The sequence below is a fragment of the Serratia sp. CoH_134_PS_4 genome (assembly GCF_058190535.1).
The window spans coordinates 1-20,201 of the sequence record NZ_JBXWKI010000008.1; the positions used below are offsets into that span (position 1 = coordinate 1).

General features: G+C 54.0%; 16 protein-coding genes, 1 tRNA gene and 1 other RNA gene. 6 read left to right on the top strand and 12 right to left on the bottom strand.

Annotated features, from left to right (window positions below):
- The first annotated feature begins 1 nt into the window (after position 1).
- From AC2FCQ_RS13775 to pnuC, 4 genes are all read left to right on the top strand, one after another.
- Positions 2-77: transfer RNA gene (locus AC2FCQ_RS13775), tRNA-Lys, on the top strand.
- A 45-nt stretch (positions 78-122) separates the two neighbouring features.
- Positions 123-247, top strand: a non-coding RNA gene (locus AC2FCQ_RS13780) — RtT sRNA.
- A gap of 448 nt (positions 248-695) precedes the next feature.
- Positions 696-1,757 (top strand): quinolinate synthase NadA, encoded by a 1,062-nt coding sequence (gene nadA, locus AC2FCQ_RS13785; RefSeq protein ID WP_265554318.1) that lies wholly within the window; start codon positions 696-698, stop codon positions 1,755-1,757.
- A 32-nt stretch (positions 1,758-1,789) separates the two neighbouring features.
- The gene (gene pnuC, locus AC2FCQ_RS13790; protein ID WP_490308598.1) at positions 1,790-2,515 is read left to right on the top strand and encodes a nicotinamide riboside transporter PnuC; all 726 of its coding nucleotides are present in this window, start codon (positions 1,790-1,792) and stop codon (positions 2,513-2,515) included.
- 49 nt (positions 2,516-2,564) lie between these two features.
- Here pnuC and zitB read toward each other — a convergent pair whose 3' ends face one another.
- From zitB to AC2FCQ_RS13805, 3 genes are read right to left on the bottom strand one after another with little or no spacing between them, the layout of a single operon-like run.
- Positions 2,565-3,527: a CDF family zinc transporter ZitB gene (gene zitB / locus AC2FCQ_RS13795; RefSeq protein WP_490308597.1), complete on the bottom strand. Its 963-nt coding sequence runs from the start codon at positions 3,525-3,527 to the stop codon at positions 2,565-2,567.
- The gene (locus tag AC2FCQ_RS13800; RefSeq protein ID WP_490308596.1) at positions 3,527-6,739 is read right to left on the bottom strand and encodes an ATP-binding protein; all 3,213 of its coding nucleotides are present in this window, start codon (positions 6,737-6,739) and stop codon (positions 3,527-3,529) included. Before AC2FCQ_RS13800 ends, zitB begins: the two co-directional genes overlap by 1 nt.
- Complete coding sequence (locus tag AC2FCQ_RS13805; RefSeq protein ID WP_209636228.1) at positions 6,736-7,341, bottom strand: response regulator; 606 nt, start codon at positions 7,339-7,341, stop codon at positions 6,736-6,738. Before AC2FCQ_RS13805 ends, AC2FCQ_RS13800 begins: the two co-directional genes overlap by 4 nt.
- 331 nt (positions 7,342-7,672) lie before the next feature.
- Here AC2FCQ_RS13805 and aroG point away from each other — a divergent pair, with 331 nt between their 5' ends.
- Positions 7,673-8,728, top strand: coding sequence for a 3-deoxy-7-phosphoheptulonate synthase AroG (gene aroG / locus AC2FCQ_RS13810; protein WP_209636226.1), 1,056 nt, complete (start codon positions 7,673-7,675; stop codon positions 8,726-8,728).
- A 68-nt stretch (positions 8,729-8,796) separates the two neighbouring features.
- Here the strand turns inward: aroG and gpmA are convergent, their stop codons facing one another.
- The 9 genes from gpmA to modE all read right to left on the bottom strand — a co-directional run bounded on the left by gpmA (position 8,797) and on the right by modE (position 17,827).
- Positions 8,797-9,549, bottom strand: coding sequence for a 2,3-diphosphoglycerate-dependent phosphoglycerate mutase (gpmA, locus tag AC2FCQ_RS13815; RefSeq protein WP_004941818.1), 753 nt, complete (start codon positions 9,547-9,549; stop codon positions 8,797-8,799).
- Between the two features lie 214 nt (positions 9,550-9,763).
- Positions 9,764-10,102 carry a PsiF family protein gene (locus AC2FCQ_RS13820; protein ID WP_209636224.1) on the bottom strand — a complete coding sequence of 113 codons (339 nt, stop codon included), beginning with the start codon at positions 10,100-10,102 and terminating at the stop codon, positions 9,764-9,766.
- Positions 10,103-10,298: 196 nt separating this feature from the next.
- Complete coding sequence (galM, locus tag AC2FCQ_RS13825) at positions 10,299-11,342, bottom strand: galactose-1-epimerase (protein WP_490308595.1); 1,044 nt, start codon at positions 11,340-11,342, stop codon at positions 10,299-10,301.
- Entirely contained in the window at positions 11,336-12,490 is a 1,155-nt protein-coding gene (galK, locus tag AC2FCQ_RS13830) for a galactokinase (RefSeq protein ID WP_314587329.1), read from the bottom strand. Before galK ends, galM begins: the two co-directional genes overlap by 7 nt.
- Positions 12,487-13,536, bottom strand: a complete 1,050-nt coding sequence (gene galT / locus AC2FCQ_RS13835) for a galactose-1-phosphate uridylyltransferase (protein ID WP_490308593.1) — start codon at positions 13,534-13,536, stop codon at positions 12,487-12,489. Before galT ends, galK begins: the two co-directional genes overlap by 4 nt.
- A gap of 286 nt (positions 13,537-13,822) precedes the next feature.
- Positions 13,823-14,644 (bottom strand): CPBP family intramembrane glutamic endopeptidase, encoded by an 822-nt coding sequence (locus AC2FCQ_RS13840; protein WP_490308592.1) that lies wholly within the window; start codon positions 14,642-14,644, stop codon positions 13,823-13,825.
- Between the two features lie 136 nt (positions 14,645-14,780).
- Positions 14,781-15,353: a cysteine hydrolase family protein gene (locus tag AC2FCQ_RS13845; protein ID WP_490308591.1), complete on the bottom strand. Its 573-nt coding sequence runs from the start codon at positions 15,351-15,353 to the stop codon at positions 14,781-14,783.
- Between the two features lie 128 nt (positions 15,354-15,481).
- Positions 15,482-16,945, bottom strand: coding sequence for a molybdate ABC transporter ATP-binding protein ModF (gene modF, locus AC2FCQ_RS13850; protein ID WP_490308590.1), 1,464 nt, complete (start codon positions 16,943-16,945; stop codon positions 15,482-15,484).
- Positions 16,946-17,035: 90 nt separating this feature from the next.
- Complete coding sequence (modE, locus tag AC2FCQ_RS13855) at positions 17,036-17,827, bottom strand: molybdenum-dependent transcriptional regulator (RefSeq protein ID WP_209636211.1); 792 nt, start codon at positions 17,825-17,827, stop codon at positions 17,036-17,038.
- Positions 17,828-18,027: 200 nt separating this feature from the next.
- Here modE and AC2FCQ_RS13860 point away from each other — a divergent pair, with 200 nt between their 5' ends.
- A complete protein-coding gene (locus AC2FCQ_RS13860; RefSeq protein ID WP_490308589.1) occupies positions 18,028-20,196 on the top strand; it encodes a TonB-dependent siderophore receptor in 2,169 nt (722 codons plus the stop codon).
- The last annotated feature ends 5 nt before the right edge of the window (positions 20,197-20,201 follow it).

Below are 20,201 nucleotides of genomic sequence, written 5' to 3' on the forward strand. Positions count from 1 at the left end.
TGGGTCGTTAGCTCAGTTGGTAGAGCAGTTGACTTTTAATCAATTGGTCGCAGGTTCGAATCCCGCACGACCCACCATTCTTAAAGAAATACCTCCCCTTATTATTAAAAATCTTGATTGGCATAAAGCACGAATCGTGTGGGTGAGACCCTGCGTTCAGGTTCGAGCATCGCGCAGCGATACGACAACGCGTAGCGTTGCCCGAAGGGTGAGGCCAACGGCCGAATCAATCCCGCACGACCCACCATTTCTCAAAGTACTTCAGCACTTTTCCCAAACTCGAATATCGCATAACGCACGAATCCTGTGGTGAGACAAAAGCGTATACGCTTTTGAACAGCGCTTGCGCTGGCCCGAAGGGCGAGTCTCTGAAAGAGACGAGTAACCTGCGTTCAGGTTCGAGCATCGCGCAGCGATACGACAACGCGCAGCGTTGCCCGAAGGGTGAGGCCATAAGGCTGAATCAATCCCGCCCCTTTGCGCTGATTAATCCCTTTTAGACCCCCGCACGGCTCTCTTTTGAACTTCATTATCCCAATATTTTTAATGTATTAAACACAACTAGCGTAAACGCAAAAATATCAGCGGACTTTTCGCGCTATTTTAGGTATTTTGTTTAGTATATAAAACGAATGGGTTGTAGTAGGGGGAGCACCCTTGCGGCAGACACCCAGCCTAGCACAGAGATTGTAGCGATGAGTGAAATGTTTGATGTGAACGCGGCGGTGTATCCGTTCCCGCCTAAACCCGTGCCGCTGGATGTTGCGCAGAAGGCGTTTTATCGCGAGAAAATTAAAACGCTGCTCAAGCAACGTAATGCGGTGATGGTAGCCCATTATTATACCGATCCGGAAATCCAGGCGTTGGCTGAAGAAACGGGCGGCTGCGTGGCGGATTCGCTGGAGATGGCACGATTCGGCAGCAATCACCCGGCGTCGACTCTGCTGGTTGCCGGCGTCCGTTTTATGGGGGAAACCGCCAAGATCCTCAGCCCGGAAAAGCAGGTGCTGATGCCGACGTTACATGCGGAATGCTCATTGGATCTTGGCTGCCCGGAAGAAGAGTTCAATGCCTTTTGTGATAGCCATCCGGATCGTACCGTGGTGGTCTACGCTAATACCTCCGCGGCGGTAAAAGCACGTGCCGACTGGGTCGTGACGTCCAGTATTGCTGTTGAATTAATTGAGCACCTCGACAGCTTGGGTGAAAAGATCATCTGGGCACCGGATCGCCATCTGGGTAACTATGTGCAAAAGCAGACGGGTGCCGATGTTCTTTGCTGGCAGGGCGCTTGTATCGTCCATGACGAGTTTAAAACCCAGGCCTTGATGCGTATGAAGGCCTTGTACCCAGACGCAGCGATACTGGTGCATCCCGAATCGCCTCAGGCAGTGGTTGATCTGGCAGATGCGGTGGGTTCAACCAGCCAATTGATTCAGGCGGCACAAACGCTGCCTAATCCGCAGCTGATTGTCGCCACCGACCGCGGTATTTTCTATAAGATGCAACAAGCCTGTCCGGACAAAGAATTATTCGAAGCGCCTACTGCCGGTGAAGGCGCCACTTGCCGAAGCTGCGCACACTGTCCGTGGATGGCGATGAATGGCCTGAAGGCCATCGCTGATGGGCTGGAGCAAGGTGGCGCACTGCATGAGATACACGTCGATGCTACGCTACGCCAGAAGGCCCTGATCCCACTGAACCGGATGCTGGATTTCGCTGCGCAATTAAAAATGCAGGTAAAAGGGAACGCCTGAGGGCAGATTAACCGCTTAATAAGGATGATAAAATGAGCTTTTTCAGTACCAGCAATATTTTGGTGCATATCCCGTTGGGGGCCGGAGGCTACGATCTTTCTTGGATTGAGGCCATTGGCACCCTGTTCGGTTTGCTGTGCATTTGGTATGCCAGCAAAGAGAAGATTATCAACTACCTGTTTGGTTTGATTAACGTCACGTTGTTTGCGGTGATCTTCTTCCAAATTCAGCTCTACGCCAGCCTGCTGCTGCAGCTCTTCTTCTTTGTTGCCAATATCTACGGTTGGTACGCCTGGAGCCGTCAGACTCAGGATAACCAGGCTGAATTGAAAATCCGTTGGTTGTCGTTGCCGAAAGCGCTGGCGTGGGCTGCCGTGTGTATTATCGGTATTGCCCTGATGACGTTCAATATTGACCCTGTGTTTGCCTGGCTGACGCAGATTGCGGTCGCGGTGATGCAGAGCCTGGGTCTGAGCGTGCAAATGCCGCAGTTGCAGCCGGATGCCTTCCCGTTCTGGGACTCAACCATGATGGTGTTGTCAATCGTGGCGATGATTTTGATGACCCGCAAATACGTGGAGAACTGGCTGTTGTGGGTGGTGATCGACGTGATTAGCGTAGCGATTTTCGCCTACCAGGGGGTTTATGCCATGGCGCTGGAATACGTAATTCTGACGCTGATTGCGCTGAACGGCTCCTGGCTGTGGATCAAGAGCGCGAGCAGTAACCAATCGCGGCCTTTATCTTCCGCCTCATAATCTTCCACATATAAATTGTTAGGGCACCTTATTAGGTGCCCTACGTGTTTTAGTGATGATGCCCCAGGTGAGAATAGGAGCCAGAATGTAAGTGGTCACTTGGCTCGGGCGCGCGGTTAATTCCGCAGTCGGGCGTATCACAATGCCGGTATTCCATCTGAATGGTGACATGGCCAATCCGGTAGTGCTCCAGTAGGTAAGCCTGGATGCGATACAGCAGGCCATCGTGATCGTTTGGCGGTATCACCTGCGCATGCAGTGTCATGAGCTTCTGCTCACCAATTTGCCAGACGTGCACATGATGGATGTTACGTACTTCCGGAATATTCAGGCACAGGTCTTTTTGCAACTTGTTGATATCCACCTCCTGCGGTGTGCCTTCCAACAGCTCGTGGAAGCTTTCTTTCAACAGCCGCCAAGCGCTGCGTATGACCAGGCAGGAGACCAACACCGAGAGTATTGGGTCGATTGGGGTCCAGCCGGTGGTCAATATCACAATGGCGGCCGCAATGGCACCCACGGATCCCAGTAAATCCCCCAGCACGTGCAATGCAGCGGCGCGTACATTGATATTTTTCTCTTCACTGCCACGGTGTAGCAGCCAGAAGGCGAACAGGTTAGCCAGCAGCCCCGCTATGGCGATAATCAGCATTGGCGTACCCATCACTGGCTGTGGTTCGAAGAAACGCCGTATGGCCTCCCACAGGATGAATACAACAATCACCAGCAACGCGGCAGCGTTGAGGAAAGCCGCCAGAGTGGTCAGGCGCAGATAACCAAAAGTGTGGCGTGCATTGGGTTTACGTTGCGAGAAGTGCACCGCCATTAGCGCGACCAATAGCGCTGCGGCGTCGGTGAGCATGTGGCCGGCATCTGCCAGCAGTGCCAGTGAACCGGAAATTAACCCACCGGCGACTTCGGCGACCATAAATACCGCAGTGACTAAAAAAGCGGTCAGTAGGCGTTTACTATTACTGTCTTTTGGCTGGTGTACATGTGGGGCGTCCGACATTATTCATCCTTATGCATAGCGAAATACGACTTGTCAGTGCTGACCAGACCCGCCAGTTCTATCAGTATCTGTTCCACTAACACACTTAATTCAGTATAGGCGGCCTGATTTAATGTTCCTTCACGGCCACTTTCTACCAGGTGCTGGCACAGGTTTGCTGCTGCCGGCAGTTGCAGCATCAACAGGCTGCCCTTAATACGATGTGCGCTTTGCCCCAATGCTGATAAATCTTGGCTCTGCCGCGCCTTTTCAAGCCGTTGTCGGTCTTGCTGTAACGTTGCCAGCAGTGTTGTCGCCAGACGTTGGAGCATCGCGTGATCATTACCCGCCATCTCGATCAGAGTCTGTTGTAGGTCAGTGAGGACTAACTGTTGCTCTGTCACCTGCGGCTGCTGCGGTAATACTTGAGCGATAGCCGACAGCGAAATAGGTTTGGTTAAAAACCGATCGATCGCCACCCGTCCTGATGGGATGCGAGTAAATTCCTGCACATCTGCCGAGCACAGAATAATTTGGCAGGCGGGAAGGTGGTGGCGTTGTTCGTCCCGGCGTATCAATCGTGCCAGTGTCAGGCCGTCCGGGCGCGGCATATTGTAATCAATAAACAGCAGGTCAAACGGATGCTGGCGGTGGGCTTTCAGCAGTGTATAGCCCTGTTCGAACAGGGTTGGTCGTAGCCCGAAGTGGCGTAATTGCCGCTCCATCAGCAACAGATTGGTGGGATGATCGTCGATCAGTGCCACGCGTAGGGTTGGCGACGGTAAATTGAACGTTTTGTCAGCCGGGTGGGTTGCCCGATCAGCCGCGATCCGAGTCACTGGCACCCTAACATAAACCTGGGTGCCCACGCTGGGTTGTGAATGTAGCGCAATATGGCCACCCATTTGCTCGACGATTTCCTTGCAGATAGACAGACCCAGCCCGGTACCCTGCACGGATACGCGCTGTGCACTGCGCGCGCGGTAAAAGGGTTGGAACAGCTTGTCTATCTCGTCGGCGGCGATACCGCAGCCGCTGTCGGCCACCGTCAGGCACAGGTCCCCCTGAGGCGCGGCGGACGCGTGCCAATCGATATTCACCTGAATAGTGCCGCGGGGGGTGAATTTAATCGCATTATTTATCAGATTGTTAGCTACCTGAAGTAAACGCTCACCATCAACAAGAACGGCGGTGGGTAGGTTGTCGGCCGCATTCACACTGAATCTCATCGGGCGTTCGCCAATCAGTGGTTGATACAGGGCGCTGATGTGGTCAATCCAGGGGCGCAGCGTCACAGCTTTGGGCACTAATGTCAGCGAGCCGGTTTCCAACCTTGCGTGATCCTGCAAGTCATTGAGTAAGTTGAGTAACGATGACGCTGAGCTGTAAATGACCGGTAATCCCTCAGGGGCTGGCTGGCGCTTTAGCTCCAGCTCCAGCAAGCCGAGAATAGCGTGCATTGGCGTGCGCAGTTCATGGCTGACGGTAGCCAAAAATTTGCTTTTCATGCGATTTTCCGCTTCAGCATGTCGGCGTGCCTGCTCGAGCACTTCACGCTCGCGCTTTTCTCGTCGTTGAAGCACAAAGCGGCGAAGTGTCAGCCCCAGCAACAGCAAGATTGCTGCTGCCAGCAGCGCTAAAAGCCAGGTGGTTTGTGGCTGCATACGGTTTTCGTTCACGGCATCAATCAAGTTGCTGCGATCGACAATCCATTCATCGCGTAATGATTGCAGCGTTTCTGACGGGATCTGCATCAGATTTTTATCGAGGATAGCTAACAGCAACGGCTGATCCTGACGTACACCGAAGGCCACTGGGTAGGCAATGTTATTGGCGGCAAACGCCAGTTTTATCGCACCAGAATAGCGTGACAGGGCGACAAAGTTTGCTGAGATCACATTATCTACCAGCGCATCTATTTGGCCGTTGGCCAACGCGTCATACAGGGTTTTGCTGTCGGTAAAACGGATCAGCTCTTCATCGGGGGGAACAAGCCCTTGAGCCAGGTCCCCCTGCAACACCCCGATACGCTTGCCGGCCAGATCGCTCCAGGTGGAAATGCCGTTGGTGTGTTGGCCAATGTAAACCCCCCACAGCGAGCGGTGGATTGGCATGCTGGCGCTGTAGCGCGCTTTAACGCCACGGGCTAATGGCAGTGCCGTTCGGAAACTGGCCTGACCGGATTGCACCAGTTGGTCCGCCTCCTCGGCATTACGTGCCCAAAGCGGCATAAAGCGCAGCCCGGTGTTCTGCGCAATGATATTCAAAATGTCGATTGCGTAGCCGCGCGGCTGCCCACCGGCACCGCGGTAGGCGAACGGAAAGTTATTCTCAATGGCGGCGTAATAAACGGTAGGGTGGGTTCCCACCCAACTTTTTTCCATTTGGGTCAGATCGGCGTTGCCAGTGTCGAGATAGCTGGGGATTTTTTTGCTCCAGCGGCTTTGAATGGCATTCATAAACTCCATCGGGGTATCGGCGATGGCAATATTGAGAGTGTCTATCAGTTGCGGGTTGGCGGCGGCAAAGACGAACGACAAATTCCCGAGATTAACGGTACTTTCGATCTGATAAAGCTGCCCGAGCTGCAATTGGTCAATAATAAAGCTGGCGCTGGCTTCGTCAGCAATAAAGTAGTCGCTGCTGCCGTTCAGTAAGGCATATACCGCCTGCAAGTTATTGTCATAACGCTGTACGTGAGGGGAGATCGCTTTCAACGCGTTACCGGCCTGCATATCGGTTAAGGTACTGATCGCCACCCGTGCATTGGCGGAATTGAGCATCACCTGACGGTCATTACTGCGATCTCGCAGTACACGTAAGTTACTGACGTAATAAGGCTGAGAGACTTTCAGATTATGCAGCGCTTCGTTTTGCGGAATGCCGTACACCAGATCGATAGTGCCGTTATGTAATGCCTGCTCAAGGCGTGCCAGATCGGTAAAGCCGTAGATTTGAAAGTGGATGCCTGTGACCTGCTGTATGTAACCGAGGTAGTCGGCGTTCAGGCCGTAAAAATCGTCATCCACAATGATGTTATAGGGGCTGGTGTTTTCACTGATGATCCCGATGCGCAGGCTGGCGTCGCGCCAGGGGTTTTTCTCACTGGCGATCAGCATATCGGGAGGGATACTCAGGTTGCTGACCAGTTGGTAGCGCACCGGTTGCCCCGCTTGCGCGGTTTTACCTAAACACAACAGCAGGGCTAACAACAATAGAACGCCACGCATCATGGCGTTAGCTCTTTAAATACCGCTACCAGTTCCAGCAGGTTGCTGGCACCGGTTTTGCGCAAAATATTCTTCTTGTGGGTGCTGACGGTTTTGTTACTGATGCTCAGCATGTCGGCAATTTGCAGATTAGACAGTCCCTTGCTGAGTAATCCGAGAACCTGCAGCTCTTTTGGGGTCAGCAGCGCCCCTTCCACTGACTGAGTTTCTTCTGCCATTGCCGTGTCGGGAAAGCTCAGGGCACCATCGAGTACAGTTTCAATCGCTTGCACCAGCTGTTCGAGTCGGCTGCCCTTATGGACAAACCCATTGGCACCTGCTGCATAGGCCATACGGGCATAAATGTCTTCTTCCTGTGCGGTATAGATCAAGACCGGTTGCTGTGGATAGCGACGACGGATTTTTTTCAACAGCTGCAGGCCATCTACCTGCGGCAGGCCAATATCGAGGATCACCAACGAAAAATCGCGAATGGCCAGTTGGCTCAGCGCCTGGACATCGTCTTGTACCGCCTGCAGGTGATACGGGCGGGACGATTTGATTAGCGCCGCTTCCAGTGCGACATGAACCACCGGGTGGTCATCAACTAATAACAGAGAGGGCATGGTTTGGCTCGAGTAACTGTATCCTGGTTGTTAGCATAACGAAAAAGGAGCCACTACGCTCCCCTGATGAAACAGCACAATCTACTGTTAATTTGGCCGTTCATTCTGCGGGCGGCAAAGGTGATTTACAGCGCTACCCTCACAGGCTAAATTGGTGGGATCTATACCCGTCGCCTTTCAAGTTGCAGCGTTGTTACCTGCACTCACTCACCCCAGTGACTTACTTAAGTAAGCGCCTGGGGATGAGTGAACTGGGTGCCTAGCTGCAACTTGAAATTCATAGGGTATGCGTTTTGTGAAATACCGCCTCTCGATACCGAATGGAAAAGTTATGAATTACCAAAACGACGATTTACGCATTAAAGAAATTAAGGAACTCCTGCCACCGGTGGCCCTGTTAGAAAAGTTTCCGGCGACTGAACGCGCAGCAGAGACGGTGTCCAAGGCACGCAATGCTATTCATCAGATCCTTCGTGGTAGTGACGATCGCTTGCTGGTTGTCATCGGTCCTTGCTCTATTCACGATACCAAAGCGGCCAAAGAATATGCGGGCCGCTTGCTGTCACTGCGTCAGGAGCTGAGTGGCGAGCTGGAAGTCGTGATGCGTGTTTATTTTGAAAAACCGCGCACCACCGTGGGCTGGAAAGGCCTGATCAACGATCCACAAATGGATAACAGCTTCCAGATCAACGACGGTCTGCGTCTGGCACGCAAACTGTTGCTGGATATCAACGACAGCGGTCTGCCGGCAGCTGGCGAATTCCTCGACATGATCACCCCGCAGTATCTGGCGGATCTGATGAGCTGGGGCGCGATCGGCGCACGCACTACAGAATCCCAGGTACACCGCGAGCTGTCTTCCGGCCTGTCTTGCCCGGTTGGCTTCAAGAACGGTACTGACGGCACCATCAAGGTCGCGATTGACGCCATCAATGCTGCCAGCGCACCGCACTGTTTCCTGTCGGTCACCAAGTGGGGCCATTCGGCGATTGTGAATACCAGCGGTAACGGCGATTGCCACATCATTTTGCGTGGCGGCAAAGAACCGAACTACAGCGCTTCACATGTGAAAGAAGTCAAAGAAGGCCTGGTCAAAGCGGGTCTGCCTGCACAGGTGATGATCGATTTCAGCCACGCGAATAGCAGCAAGCAGTTCAAGAAGCAGTTGGACGTGAATGCCGACGTTTGTGGGCAGATCGCCGGGGGTGAAAAGGCGATCATGGGTGTGATGATCGAAAGCCATCTGGTGGAAGGTAATCAGAACCTGGAAAGCGGCGAGCCGCTGGTTTACGGCAAAAGCGTCACCGATGCTTGCATCGGCTGGGCGGATACCGAGACGGTATTGCGCGAACTCGCGCAAGCCGTGAAAGCGCGACGCGCCAAATAAAGCTCGCTTTGCGCCATAAAAAAAGCCCCCGGCCAAAACCGGGGGCTTTTTAGATCAACGGGCGAAAATTACTTCGCTTTACCCTGGTTTGCCACGGCGGCCGCTTTAGCAGCGATCTCGTCGGCATTGCCCAGATAGTAACGTTTGATCGGCTTGAAGTTCTCGTCAAACTCATACACCAACGGCACGCCGGTTGGGATGTTCAGTTCGAGGATCTCGTCTTCGCTCAGGTTATCCAGGTATTTCACCAGTGCACGCAGGGAGTTACCGTGTGCCGCAACGATAACGCGCTCACCGCTTTTGATACGTGGCAGAATTTCTTCGTCCCAGTACGGGATCACGCGATCGATAGTCAGGGCCAGGCTTTCAGTCAGTGGCAGCTCTTTTTCGGTCAGCGCAGAGTAACGTGGGTCGTGGCCCGGGTAACGCTCATCATCTTTGGTCAGCTCTGGTGGGGTGACGGCAAAACCGCGACGCCATTGCTTAACCTGCTCATCACCGTATTTTTCTGCGGTTTCAGCCTTGTTCAGACCCTGCAGCGCACCGTAGTGACGCTCGTTCAGCTTCCAGGATTTCTCCGTCGGCAGCCAAGCCTGATCCAGTTCGTCCAGAATGTTCCACAGGGTGTGGATTGCACGCTTCAGTACGGAGGTGTAAGCAAAGTCAAAGGAGAAACCTTCATCTTTCAACAGCTTGCCTGCTGCTTTTGCTTCGGTACGGCCTTTGTCTGACAAATCAACATCATACCAACCGGTGAAGCGGTTTTCGTTGTTCCACTGGCTTTCGCCGTGACGCACCAGAACCAGCTTAGTTACAGCCATAGCTTAACTCCTTAATAATCTGACATTTCAATGATAACGAAAATCATTATATTGCCGCGGCCAGTGGCTCGGCAATCGATAGTGTTTAACCATAGCCAATTTCTTGCCGCAAAGTAAGTGCTGTGCTGAGGAAAAGCTGAATCGTTCAGGCGGGCGCCGAAAGGGAAAGTCGCACGGCTAAAGGGAATTCAGCCGTGCGGCAAGAGCAGGGGAATCAGGCCGATTTTTTCAGGCAATTACTCATAAAGGTTTTACGTTCGTCGCCTTTCAGACTTTTGGTCTTGGCATCGGCGTTACAGGTTTTCATTTTCTGCTGCTGCGGTGTCAGCGTTTTCGTCGCAGCGGTACCTTCGGATTTTAGGCAGGTGCTCATAAAGGTGGAGCGGTCCGCGCCTTTCAGCGTTTTGCTAGAGGCCTGTTGATTACAATCGGTCATGCGTTTCTGCTGCGCGGCCTGGGCGGGTGAAGGTGTTTTTGTTGCCGTTTCAGCCGCCATCAGATTGGTGCTAAGCAGTAAACCTGCCAGTAATGGAAGTGCAGTAATCAGACGCATAGGTGTTCCTTCAGCTATTGACCGGCCGGGCTGGCCGAAAATTGTGACGTTGCACAAGGTGTTGTGCTTATCACCGTAGCCTGATTCTAGTGCGAGGTTTGGAATAAGGAAAGGTAACGGCCGGCAGGGGGGAGATGTAAAAAGGTAAGTATTTATAACAAACGGCCCCTTGCCGCATGGCAAGGGGCGTAGCGGGTCAGATAGGATAAAACTGATAATGGGTGGCGCTTTGATAACGTTGGCCGGGTTGCAGCCAGCAATTGGGCTGCGGCCATTCTGGATGGTGCGGGCTGTCCGGTAAGAACTCGCTTTCAAGAGCCACGCCAGCGTAATTTGCGTAGCTGCCCCCGTCACGCGCTGGGGTACCGCCCAGATAGTTGCCACTGTAGAGCTGCAATGCCGGTGCAGTGGTGAAGACACTCATTTTCACCTGGCCATCTGCCGACCACAGGTGCGCAGCCGGGCTGTCTAACGCAGCGCATGTGCGGTGCAGCAGGAAGGCGTGATCGTAGCCCTTTACACGTTGTTGGTCGCGGTCGCGCAGAAAATCCTGCAGCAATGTTTTTGGTTGACGGAAATCCATGCCACTGCCTTCTACCGGTGTAAGCGCAGCACAGGGGATCCCATCACTGTCGACCGGCAGATAGCGGTCGGCAAACAGTTGCAACCGCTGGTGGCGCGCATCGGTGCCCTCACCGTCCAGGTTGAAGTAGGCGTGATTGGTCAAGTTAACGGGACAGGCGCTATCGGTTTGCGCCTGATAACTGATTTCCAGCCGGTTATCGGCAGTGAGCTGATAGCACACCTGGACATCGAGATTACCGGGGAAGCCTTGGTCACCGTCTGGCGAATGGAGGGCGTAACTGACCTGACGTTCACTCTGCTCAATAATTCGCCACCTGCGGGCGTTGAAACCCTCTGGCCCGCCGTGTAACTGGTGTTCCCCTTGATTGGCATCCAGAGGATGCCGCTTGCCATCAATCTGCAGGCTCGCGGTCGCGATACGGTTAGCGTAGCGCCCGACGGTGGCTCCCAAATAGGCCGCTTGCAGCAGATAGTCAGCCGGCGTTTGGCAGCCCAGCAGCAGTTCGCGGGTTTTGCCTGATTTCAGCGGAAGGACGGCAGAAAGCCAGGTAGCGCCCCAGTCCATCAGGGTTACCGTCATCCCAGCTGCGTTTTTCAACTGGGTTAATTGGTAGGGCTGGCCGTCAGGTGCCAGCGCCTGGTTGTCGCTCAACATGTACCAGCCCCCTCGGATGCTTTGCAAACGTAGAAGGTTTCTTTCAGCCCATTGGTTTGTAATGGATATTCACGGGCTACTGCTTCGCGCACGGGGGCAACTAATGCCTGTGGCATCAAGGCAACAATACAACCGCCAAAGCCGCCACCCGTCATACGCACCCCGCCTTGGTCGCCGATAACGGCTTTGACAATGTCTACCAACCGGTCGATTGGCGGCACGGTAATTTCAAAGTCATCGCGCATAGAGGCGTGAGATTCCGCCATGAGTCGGCCCATCAATGTCATATCGCCCGCGGCCAATGCATCAGCCGCGGCCAGCGTACGATCGTTTTCACTGATCACGTGGCGCGCTCGTTTGGCGACGATCGGATCCAGTTCATGTTGGATCGGGAAAAACAGATCTGGGCTGACATCGCGTAGCGCCTTGACGCCAAAGAAGCGCGCTGCGGCTTCACACTGCTGGCGTCGGGTGTTGTATTCGCTGTCCACCAAACCGCGTTTTACATTGGAGTTGATGATGACCACGGCAATATCTTCCGGTACGGATACCGCCCGTGTCTCCAGTGAACGGCAATCGATCAACAGAGCATGATCTTTCTCACCGAGTGCGGAAATCAATTGATCCATAATCCCGCAGTTGCAGCCGACAAACTGGTTTTCTGCCTCTTGTCCATTCAGTGCCAGTGCCACGCCATCCATCGGTAATTGATACAGAGCCTGTATCGCCTGGCCTACAGCAACTTCCAGCGAGGCAGAGGAACTTAGGCCGGCACCCTGCGGCACGTTGCCGGAGATCACCAGATCGGCACCGCCAAAATCGGCGTTGCGCTGTTGCAGGTGTTTGATCACTCCCCGCACATAGTCGGACCAGCGCTGGCTCGGGTGGCTCACGATCGGCGCGTCGAGCGAGAATTGATCCTGTTGGTTGTCGTAATCGGCGGCAATGACCCGGATCTGACGATCATTGCGTTTGGCACAGGCGATTACTGTCTGGTAATCAATGGCGCACGGCAGCACAAAACCGTCGTTATAGTCAGTGTGTTCGCCGATCAGGTTCACCCGGCCAGGGGCCTGAATAGTCAGCTCTGGCGCGTAACCAAAACGTTCGCTGAACAGGGAGTGGGTAAGATTTTTCAAACTCATTATTGGACTCCGGCTTCACGGTAATGAATATCACTAACGGCGCGCAGACGCTCTGCGGCCTGTTCTGCTGTCAGATCACGTTGGGTTTCCGCCAACATTTCGTAACCCACCATAAATTTACGCACCGTGGCGGAACGCAGCAGCGGTGGATAGAAGTGAGCATGCAATTGCCAGTGGCGGTTATCCGCATCATTGAACGGCGCACCGTGCCAGCCCATGGAATATGGGAAGGAGCACTGGAACAGGTTGTCGTAGCGGCTGGTGAGCTTTTTCAGTGCCACGGCCAGATCGCCACTCTGTGCGGTACTGAGATCGGTAATACGCTGCACGCTCTGCTTCGGCAACAGCAGCGTTTCAAACGGCCAAGCGGCCCAGTAGGGCACCACAGCCAGCCAGTGTTCGGTTTCCACTACGGTGCGGCTGCCGTCGGCCAGTTCGCGTTGAACGTAATCCAGTAGCATGGGGGATTGGTGTTGTTGGAAATAGGCGCGCTGAAGGCGATCTTCATGCTCGACTTCGTTTGGCAGGAAACTGTTGGCCCAAACTTGCCCATGCGGATGGGGATTGGAGCACCCCATCGCTGCACCTTTATTCTCAAATACCTGGACCCACGGATAGCTGCGCCCCAGATCGGCGGTCTGTTCTTGCCAGGTTGCGATCACGCATTCCAGCGCCGGAAGCGTCAACTCCGGCAGCGTTTTGCTGTGGTCGGGGGAGAAGCAAATCACCCGGCTGGTACCACGTGCGCTCTGGCAGCGCATCAAAGGGTCTGCACTTTCCGGTGCCAGTGGGGTGTCAGTCGTCAATGCGGCAAAGTCATTGGTGAACACAAAGGTATTTTTATAATCCGGGTTTTTATCGCCGGTCACGCGGGTATTTCCTGGGCACAGGAAGCAGTTCGGATCGTGCTGCGGCAGTGTTTCTTGCTGCGCGGATTCCTGCTGGCCCTGCCAAGGCCGTTTGGCGCGGTGCGGTGAAACTAATACCCATTGCCCAGTCAGCGGGTTATAGCGCCGATGGGGGTGATCGATTGGGTTAAATTCCGTCATGACGGTTCCTTTTCTTGGTCGATGCGGCTGGGTGTAATCGCTTTCATCTGCCGCTAACGGCCCAGTAATGCATATAAATGGATAGCTATGGGCAAAAAGATAGCACGTCTTTCGGAGGGAAAAGGTGATCTAGCGCGAAAAATGGAATCGCTTACACAAGGTGTGCCGGCAAGGAGTGCCGGTGATGCAGTCCGAGGAATATCAGGAAGGAAACAAGAATTCGTACATGGGTGATAACGTTTTCACCAGGACGGCCGGCAGGCAGGTACCTACCGGCTAAAAGGTGTCAGGAATGTTGATAGAGCGGGTAAGTGAACAGCAACAAATGTGTCAGATTAAGCCCAAAGTGGAACAAAATAGGTACCCACAAGCGACCACTCCACATCCATGCCAGACCGTATATCAATCCGGCCAGCGTGGCGAAAGCCACCATCAACATGCCACCAGCCAGATGTGCGGCACCAAAAATCACGGCTGCAATAATCAATGCCGGCCAGGCACCCAACCATTGGCTAAGACGTTGCTGCAAATAACCGCGGAATAATGCCTCTTCAGCCATGCAGACAAAGAACAGGTTAGCCATGACGAACGGCAGGATCCAGGATGGGGTATGCAGCTCGATCTTCAGGCCGCCAAGTGCCACGGCTATCAGCAGTAGAACCGGAACGCTGATAATCAACGCTATCCAGGACAATGACCCTCTGCTTTTCTCCGGTTCGTCGCGTTTAAATAACGTTGGCAAACAAGCAAATAGAAGGAATGGCACCAGCGCTTTGTCGAAGTTGTAGTACATCGTAAAAGGCGCGCTTAACGGGCCCGCTTTTTCACCGTCGATCATCAATTGGTTATTGATGCCCGGCACCAGATGCAGGAACAGCGCCACACAACTTGCAACGACCAGCACTTCGAACAGGACACTGAGATTACGCTGCGCGCGGAAATGGTGCCTTAGCCCCGCGAGAGCAACGATGCCCAATAAGCATGCCAGGCTGAGCGGAGTAAGCACCCCATGGTACATCCCCATCCCTGCTGAAGCGGCCAAAATTGACCAGGCAATCAGCCGGTTAAATGGCAAAAAGAATAACGAAGCAGCCAGTACGCCCCACATAACTATGTCCCTTTAAAATATGTACACGGCGCTCAGTGCCTTTGCGGCGTGTGATTATGGCGGAATTGAGCGCTAAGTCGGATAGTAACACAGTGAAGTTACAGTAAAGGTCGGGGCAGTAGCGCAAATGTTGCTATTAACCTTTCATCCAGGTTGACGACCGGGAAATTTCCGCCAAATTCTGCAAAAGGTCCAGACTCTGCTGGTGGATTTCCAGGGTGGGGGCTGCACACAAATCCTGTAAGACCGTGATCTGAAAACCGGCATCGTGCGCCTGTCTGGCGGTACTTTCTATTGCCAGTGGCGTGCTGACGCCGCCCAGCAAAAGATGGTGGCAATGATGTTCCTGCAACCAGGCTAACAAATTGTTACCGGCAAAGGCGGAGACGCCATGCTTTTCAAACTCAATATCTGCCGGCAACACCTGTAAATCCTTATCCCATTGGCAACCGGGGCTACTCAAACGCAGCGCGCCTATCTGTTTTAGGTGGTTGAACAAAGGAGAGTGGGCGGGAATATCGTGATAGTCGTCGGCAAAACCGACGCGTACCCAAATCACCGGGATTTTACGCACACGGGCGTAAGCCGCTGCGGCATTGGTGTTGGCAATCAGATTTTGCGCCACTGCCTGTTCACGACAGTGATTCGCACGGCCTTTGGGGCCAATCAGATCGTCAATAAGATCGATAATAATCAGTGCGGCGGACATAGTGTCTCCAGAAACGAATCCTTTACCCCTTATGATAAAAGGCCAAATGTGATGTGTTACGGAGGAAGTGTTGCCGGATATGTCATCGGATGAGTGGCCTTGCCACCCATCCGCATCATTCTCGGGGATTAGGCTAATGCATCGTGCTGATAGCGATATCCTGCAGCGTCAGGGACAAAGCTCAGGCGGTGAGTAATGCTCTGCGGCGCGTCCTCTGCATGGTGAGAGACAAACAGTAACTGGGTGCTACCTTGGGCGATCAATACGTCGATAAACCGGCGTACCAGCTGACGATTGAGCGGATCCAACCCTTGAAGTGGTTCATCGAGGATCAGCAGCGTCGGGTGCTTGACCAGTGCGCGGGCGATCAGGGCTAATCGCTGTTGTCCCCAGGACAGGCTATGAAACGGCGCTTCTCCCTGTAATCCCAGCAGCGCCAACCATTGATCGGCCAACTGCCGTTGGCGATCGGATACCGCTTGGTAAATACCAATCGAATCGAAGAAACCGGACAGGATCACGTTGCGGACGTTGGTGCTGACACGGTAGTCCAGGTGCAGGCTACTGCTGACGTAACCGATGTGGCGTTTGATATCCCAGATGGTTTCTCCGCTACCGCGACGGCGACCAAACAACGTGAGATCGTTGCTGTAGCCTTGAGGATGATCGCCAGTGATCAGGCTGAGCAGGGTGGATTTTCCCGCACCGTTCGGACCAACGATCTGCCAGTGCTCCTTGGGGTTAACCTGCCAGTCGAGGTGGTTAAGGATCGGTCTGTCGTCGTAACTGACAATGCCGTCGCGCAGGACAATTAACGGTTGATCCGCCGGTAACGTGGTTGTTTGGGTTGGATCTTCCGTTTCTGGCAGTGCCAGGCCATCAAGATTTTCACTGTGCGCCAATTGTGCGACCAACGCGTCGGCCATGACCTGTTCGCGTATCCCTTGGCTTGCCAGCGTGCAATCTGCCAATACGCCAACCTGGCGGATAAAGTCCGGCACTTCGTCAAAGCGATTGAGCACCAGGACCAGGGTATAGCCATGCCCAGAAAGGTCGCTCAGCAGTGCAGCCAACTGGGCACGCGAATTCACGTCCAGCCCGTCGAACGGCTCGTCCAGGATCAGTAAATCGGGTTGTGGCATCAGCGCGCGGCACAGCAGCGTTTTGCGTGTTTCGCCGGTTGAAAGGTATTTGAAACGGCGTGACAGCAGCGGAGTAATGCCAAACAGCTCGGCGAGTTGCGCACAGCGCGCGGGGTCTTTGACGTCTTCCTGAATGATTTCAGCCACGGTGCGCCCGGTGTCTTCTTCACCGGGGCTGAGCAGGTCGGTATTGTTGCGTTGCCATTCGTCGCTGACCAGCTTTTGCAACTGTTCGAAAGAGATGCGCACCGCATGCTTGAAATCGCTGCTGCGTTCGCCGTTGAGCAGCACCAGTTCATCGGCAAGTGCACGTGCCAGCGCGGATTTTCCGCTGCCGTTGGCACCAACAAAGGCCCAACTGTCGCCGGCCTGAATATCCAGCGTCTCCAGCGTCAGGGTACGGGTATCGCTTAAGCGAAACGAACCTTGCGAAATGTGCAACGACGACATCACCTATTCCTTTTTATGCAATTATTTTGTTTAGAAATAGGCGCATTGCAAGGCGATGTCAATCGGCAAAAATGCAACGTAACGTTGCGTTTAACACAACGTCGCGACGATCACGCGATCGGCATTAAACAAGGCCTGTACTGTGCTGCCGGGGCGTAATTTAAGTTGTTGCAACTCTGGATTGGCTACTGTGGCGCACAGGGTTTCACCGCCCGTCAGCGTGACCAGCACTTCGCTATGATCGGTGCCTGGCTGGATACTGGCTACCACGCCCTCCAGCGCGTTGTCCGCGGCCCCCGCCAACGCGGGATCGGTATTCAGCTTTACCCAAGGGGCTTTAATCAACGCCAGCACGTCTTTACCGGGGGAGAGTTGCAGTCTATCGGCACTCTGCTGGGTTATCGCCGCACTAAGACGCGTTTTGCCGTCGTTAAGCAAGATATCGAGATGTTGTTGTACTTTCTGGTGATCGCGTCCTATCACGGTGCCAAAGAACTGGTTACGCGCACTGGTTTGCAACGAGAAACGCGAGATGGCCGCCAATAGGCTGTCGAGCGGCAGGTTGTCTTGTTGCAACACATCGAAGGCTTTTTGCTGGATCTGCCCCAACAGGTCGTAAAGCTGGATCAGACGTTCACCGTAATGGGTCACCTGCGCACCGCCACCGCCTTTCCCCCCGGTCGCACGCTCAACCACAGTCTGCTCCGCCAACTGGTTCATGTCGTTAATCGCATCCCAGGCGCTTTTATAGCTGATACCCGCCAGTTTTGCGCCCTGGCTAATGGAGCCTGTGTGCCGGACCTGTTTAAGCAGCGCGATGCGGCGTGGATCGGCGAACAGTTTTTGCTGGAGTTTTAACGTGAGAAGAATTTCGGCCTGCATAACGCGTCCTGTCGGCTGCAAAAGTCTTATTGTCGCTGATTTAGCGGCAAAGCGCCAAAGGATGGCGCGTTAGTTGTCGTGGGGAGTGCACAAGGACAATAAAACTGGCGCCCAAGTTTCGATATGTTATAACATAACAAAAAATATAATGATGGCCTTAGGCCTCGCCACGTTTTTATTTCACCACAGGGATGCTGTAAATGAGTGTTGCACGCCGGCGTTTCGTCACGCCAATAAAATCACTTTATCGTCTGATTGCCTCGGGTTTTTTTCTCTTCTCGGGTGTCGCTCTGGGCGCCGTCAACGGTTGCGACAAAGCAGACGCGTCACCAGGCTGTGAAGACAGCGTTACCGTAGAAGCTTCAACTGCGTCCCCAGGAACCTACAGCGCCTTGGCGTCGGTCACACACGCGGCCTCACGTTTGGGACTGACCAACAAGGAAATGCCGCGCAGTGTGGATGTGATCGGCCACCAGGCTATTGCGCAACGTGGGGACAAAACGCTGGCTGACGTGGTCGAACACGCAACCGGTATGTCTGGCGTGGCATCACCTACGCTGAGTAATAACTTTTCGCTACGTGGTTTTAGGCCGGTGTCTTGGCTGTATAACGGTGTTGAAACGCCCGGCAGCACGATCCAACTGGCGGATCCGTCGCACTACGACAGTGTTGAGGTGCTGCGCGGCCCCGGCTCGGTGCTCAATGGCCTGAGCGCAGCCGGCGGTAGCGTCAATCTGGTGTCACGCCAGCCAACGTTTAGCCGCCAGCCTGTTGAGTTCGACTACGGCTTAGCCAGTTACAACAGCCAGCGTTTACATTTTGGTTCTGGCGGCACGCTTTTGGATGATGTGGCAGCTTATCGTCTGGATGTCAGCGGTAACGACAACGGTACCAACGTGCAATATGAACGCGATAAGCAGAAACGCGTATCCGGCTCATTGCTGTTTAAACTGACAGAAAATGCCCTGCTGACGCTGAGTTTGGATCGCATGCTTAACCGCACGACCAATCCTTACTACGGCACACCGCTGGTGGACGGGCGCATTGCACGCGAGCTGCGCGATATCAACTACAACAACCTGACTGACAGCCGGATTCAGAGCAATGCGACGTCTTTCCAGGCCAGTTTGGACTGGTTCACCACCCCGGAAATCGAGCTGCATAATCAGTTCTATTACTACAGCGGTTTTCGTGAATGGCGCAATGTAGAACGTTATCGTACATCTGCCGCGACCCAACCCGGCTATGTAAACCGTGATTCTTTCGGGGCGTTGGCCCACGATGATGATCTGATAGGCAACCGCAGTTCACTGGTATTCGATCGGCCGCTGGGCGGTTTTGACAACCGGTTGGTGATCGGTGTTGATGTAAGCAAAAGGCGCTTCCAGTACTACTCCAACGGGTTTCCCGGTTCTGAGGACGTTTCGCTGCTAACGCCGGTCAGTGAGGACTTCTCGCAGGGAACGGATCTTCAGCGTTCTCCTGTTCGTCACGTCACGCAAAACCAGTACGCGGGATTCCTGGAAGATCATTTCAGCCTGACTGAGCGCTTAACCTTGCTGGGGCAGCTGCGTTACAACCACATGCTGATGGATTGGCATTTCCAAAGCCCACAAGAAGAAAGCCATGAGCACACCTACGCGTTTAGCGTCTGGAGTCTGGGGCCCAGCTATGCGCTAACCGACAACCTTAATGTCTACGCTAACTACACCACGGGTCAGGAACCTGGCAACGATCTGTTCTTTTTAAGCCCGGCACAAACCGGTTTGCCGTTAACTCGAGCGCGCCAGTGGGAAATGGGTGCCAAGGGCCAGTTTTGGGCGAACAAGGGGGAAGCCACGCTGGCGTTATACGAGCTGCGCAAGGACAACTTGTTTGTGCCTAACGCACAACAACCGGATACGTTGAATGCTGTCGGGCGGCAGACCTCGCGCGGCGTTGAGTTAAGCGTGATGCTGCGGCCAAGTTGGCAATGGGAACTGGCTGCCAATGCGGCCTATACCCACGCTCGTTACGATGAATACCGTGGCGGTAGCCCGTTGCGCAGCTATAACGGCAATCGTCCGGCTTACATTCCTGACTGGACCGCCAACCTCACTGCGCGTTACAAACCGACGGAGTCATTAGGGCTTACGTCATCGCTGCGCTACGTAGGCAGCAGCTATAACGACGATGCCAACCAGCGCAAAATGCCAGCCTACACCACGCTCGATCTGGCAGCAGACTATCAATTAACCCCAATCGTTAACCTGGGCGTTCGTATCAGAAATGCGACCAACCAACTGTACGCCTACCAGCGCACCTACCCGGATCAGGTGCTGATTGCGCCGTCGCGTACGTATGAAAGCTTTATTTCGGTGAGGTTCTGATAGCG

What these genes read in the sequence shown, in the direction of transcription:
- nadA (WP_265554318.1), top strand. Translation starts at nt 696, where the DNA reads ATGAGTGAAATGTTTGATGTGAACGCGGCGGTGTATCCGTTCCCGCCT.
- pnuC (WP_490308598.1), top strand. Translation starts at nt 1,790, where the DNA reads ATGAGCTTTTTCAGTACCAGCAATATTTTGGTGCATATCCCGTTGGGG.
- zitB (WP_490308597.1), bottom strand. Translation starts at nt 3,527, where the DNA reads ATGTCGGACGCCCCACATGTACACCAGCCAAAAGACAGTAATAGTAAA.
- AC2FCQ_RS13800 (WP_490308596.1), bottom strand. Translation starts at nt 6,739, where the DNA reads ATGATGCGTGGCGTTCTATTGTTGTTAGCCCTGCTGTTGTGTTTAGGT.
- AC2FCQ_RS13805 (WP_209636228.1), bottom strand. Translation starts at nt 7,341, where the DNA reads ATGCCCTCTCTGTTATTAGTTGATGACCACCCGGTGGTTCATGTCGCA.
- aroG (WP_209636226.1), top strand. Translation starts at nt 7,673, where the DNA reads ATGAATTACCAAAACGACGATTTACGCATTAAAGAAATTAAGGAACTC.
- gpmA (WP_004941818.1), bottom strand. Translation starts at nt 9,549, where the DNA reads ATGGCTGTAACTAAGCTGGTTCTGGTGCGTCACGGCGAAAGCCAGTGG.
- AC2FCQ_RS13820 (WP_209636224.1), bottom strand. Translation starts at nt 10,102, where the DNA reads ATGCGTCTGATTACTGCACTTCCATTACTGGCAGGTTTACTGCTTAGC.
- galM (WP_490308595.1), bottom strand. Translation starts at nt 11,342, where the DNA reads ATGTTGAGCGACAACCAGGCGCTGGCACCTGACGGCCAGCCCTACCAA.
- galT (WP_490308593.1), bottom strand. Translation starts at nt 13,536, where the DNA reads ATGACGGAATTTAACCCAATCGATCACCCCCATCGGCGCTATAACCCG.
- AC2FCQ_RS13840 (WP_490308592.1), bottom strand. Translation starts at nt 14,644, where the DNA reads ATGTGGGGCGTACTGGCTGCTTCGTTATTCTTTTTGCCATTTAACCGG.
- AC2FCQ_RS13845 (WP_490308591.1), bottom strand. Translation starts at nt 15,353, where the DNA reads ATGTCCGCCGCACTGATTATTATCGATCTTATTGACGATCTGATTGGC.
- modF (WP_490308590.1), bottom strand. Translation starts at nt 16,945, where the DNA reads ATGTCGTCGTTGCACATTTCGCAAGGTTCGTTTCGCTTAAGCGATACC.
- modE (WP_209636211.1), bottom strand. Translation starts at nt 17,827, where the DNA reads ATGCAGGCCGAAATTCTTCTCACGTTAAAACTCCAGCAAAAACTGTTC.
- AC2FCQ_RS13860 (WP_490308589.1), top strand. Translation starts at nt 18,028, where the DNA reads ATGAGTGTTGCACGCCGGCGTTTCGTCACGCCAATAAAATCACTTTAT.